Origin of the sequence: Kitasatospora sp. NPDC059817, assembly GCF_042731835.1 — a bacterium.
GTDB lineage: Bacteria > Actinomycetota > Actinomycetes > Streptomycetales > Streptomycetaceae > Kitasatospora.
On sequence record NZ_JBHWIR010000411.1, the window covers coordinates 1 to 1,823 of the forward strand.

Consider the following 1,823-nt stretch of genomic DNA (forward strand, 5'->3'; position numbering starts at 1 on the left):
CCGACGCCTGGTCGTCGTTCGTCGCCGCCGCCCGGGCCGGCGATTTCGGCGCGGTCTGCCGCGCACGAATCTCGCGGGCCCCACTACCCCCGGGGGGTTGTGGGGCCCGCGCATCACTGCCGATGACACCCGCTCCAGACAGGGCCACGCCCCGGAGAAGCCGGACGGGGCCGTCCGGTCACGGTCAGCCGATGGTGGCCGACCACCGGCCCCGGGACAGGTGGATCACGCCGTCCGGGGTGACGACGGCGCGGCAGCCGTAGAGCGGCAGGCCGCCTTCCACTTCCCGCCAGTTCCGGATGGATTCGAGTTCCGACCACAGGCGGCGGGGGCCGCTCTGGTGGACGGTCGGCGGCTCGAACTTCGTTGCCTCTGCGCGCGCCCATGACCCGTCCGGATGGGCGAGACAGGCTGTACGACCCTCGGGCGTCTCCTCGAAGTCGACTTCGATGCCCGGGATGTTGATCGTGAGCATCGACCAGACTTCCCAGTTGTTGCGGATGTCGGTGACCGGGTAACGGAAGAGCTTGACGTTCTCCCCGTCGGCTTCGCGGGCGGTCTTGAACAGCTCGTCCAAGCCGGGCGGGTAGGCGGAGCCGTGGCGCGTGGTCATGAAGCCCGCCCAGTCGCGCTCGATCACGCCGGTCGCTCCGCCGTCCGGGGTCTTCCAGGCCGTCAGGATCAGCGCCGTGTCCGCGATGGTGGTGACGAGCCGTCCGCCGCGCCGAAGCGCCTGGAGCCACGGGACCGGGACTGGGCGGGCGGACACGGTGGCCACGATCCGGTCGTAGTCGCCCGGGAGGGCGTCGGTGGCGTCCTGAGTGACGAAGTGAGGGCTCAGCCCCATGCCTGCGAGGCGGTCCCGCGCGGCGTCGACCAGGTACCCGTCGATGTCCACGCTCGTCACGCGATCCGAACCGAGCCGCGTGGCGGCAATGGCGGTCAACCCGCCTGCGCCGGTGCCGATGTCCAGCAGGTCGTGCTCGGCGGCGATCCGGCCGTGCCGCAGCATCTTGACCACGAGCGGCGTGAGCGTGGCCGACGACGTGGGCAGCCCGGTCGGGCGGTCATCCGGCTTCGCGTGGTCCGCGTGCAACCCGCCCACGCTGGTGACCAGAGACTCGTTCCCGTAGGCCCGTTGGAGCCAGAAATCCGGGTTCGCTTCCCCTACCTGAAGCTGCCAAGTGCCGCCCTCGGCAGGCTCCCACCACCTGGGAACCAGTTCGTGCCGGGGAACGCCGGCCACCGGATTCCGCCATCGGGAGTCCGGATCGGTCGCCCGAGCGGCCAGATCGGCGGACCGTCCTTCCCATGGGATGTGTGTCATGCCTCGGGACCCTTTCAGTGAATTCGTGCGGAGCCCCGGCCGTTCACGGCCGGGAGGAATCGCGTCCAGCCCGCAACCCCCGGTGGCCGGTTCGGACTTCCTGGAACGGGAATGCAGGAAGGTCGAGGCATGGAGCCGTGACTACGATCGGCTTCAGGTGGAGTCGCTTCCCAAGGTGGCTTCACTTGCCGTGATCCGCGCTGCTCGGAAGGAGCATGAATGACCGGCCCCACCCTTGACCTGGCCAGCGCCGAGTGGCGCAAGTCCAGCTACAGCAACAACGGGGGCAACTGCATCGAGGTGGCTCCCGGCTTCCCGGGTCTACTGCCCGTCCGTGACTCCAAGGACCCCGGGGGCCCTGCCCTCGTCTTCCCCACCGACGCCTGGTCATCGTTCGTCGCCGCCGTCCAGGCCGGCGAGTTCGGCGAGGTCTAACACACGCACGCTGTCCGAGCCCCACTGCCCACGATGGGCAGTGGGGCTCGCGCGTCAGAAG

Annotated in this window: 2 protein-coding genes; one reads left to right on the top strand and one right to left on the bottom strand. The window is 69.9% G+C overall.

Features of this window, described 5'->3' with window-relative positions:
- Positions 1–184 precede the first annotated feature (184 nt).
- On the bottom strand, positions 185–1,327 hold the full coding sequence (locus tag ACFV61_RS35825) for a methyltransferase domain-containing protein (protein WP_380496357.1): 1,143 nt from the start codon (positions 1,325–1,327) through the stop codon (positions 185–187).
- Between the two features lie 219 nt (positions 1,328–1,546).
- Between ACFV61_RS35825 and ACFV61_RS35830 the strand changes: the two genes are divergently transcribed.
- Positions 1,547–1,762 (top strand): DUF397 domain-containing protein, encoded by a 216-nt coding sequence (locus ACFV61_RS35830; protein ID WP_380496359.1) that lies wholly within the window; start codon positions 1,547–1,549, stop codon positions 1,760–1,762.
- Positions 1,763–1,823 lie beyond the last annotated feature (61 nt).

Excerpts from the sequence above, each read along its gene's own strand:
- ACFV61_RS35825 (WP_380496357.1), bottom strand. The coding sequence starts at position 1,327 with ATGACACACATCCCATGGGAAGGACGGTCCGCCGATCTGGCCGCTCGG.
- ACFV61_RS35830 (WP_380496359.1), top strand. The coding sequence starts at position 1,547 with ATGACCGGCCCCACCCTTGACCTGGCCAGCGCCGAGTGGCGCAAGTCC.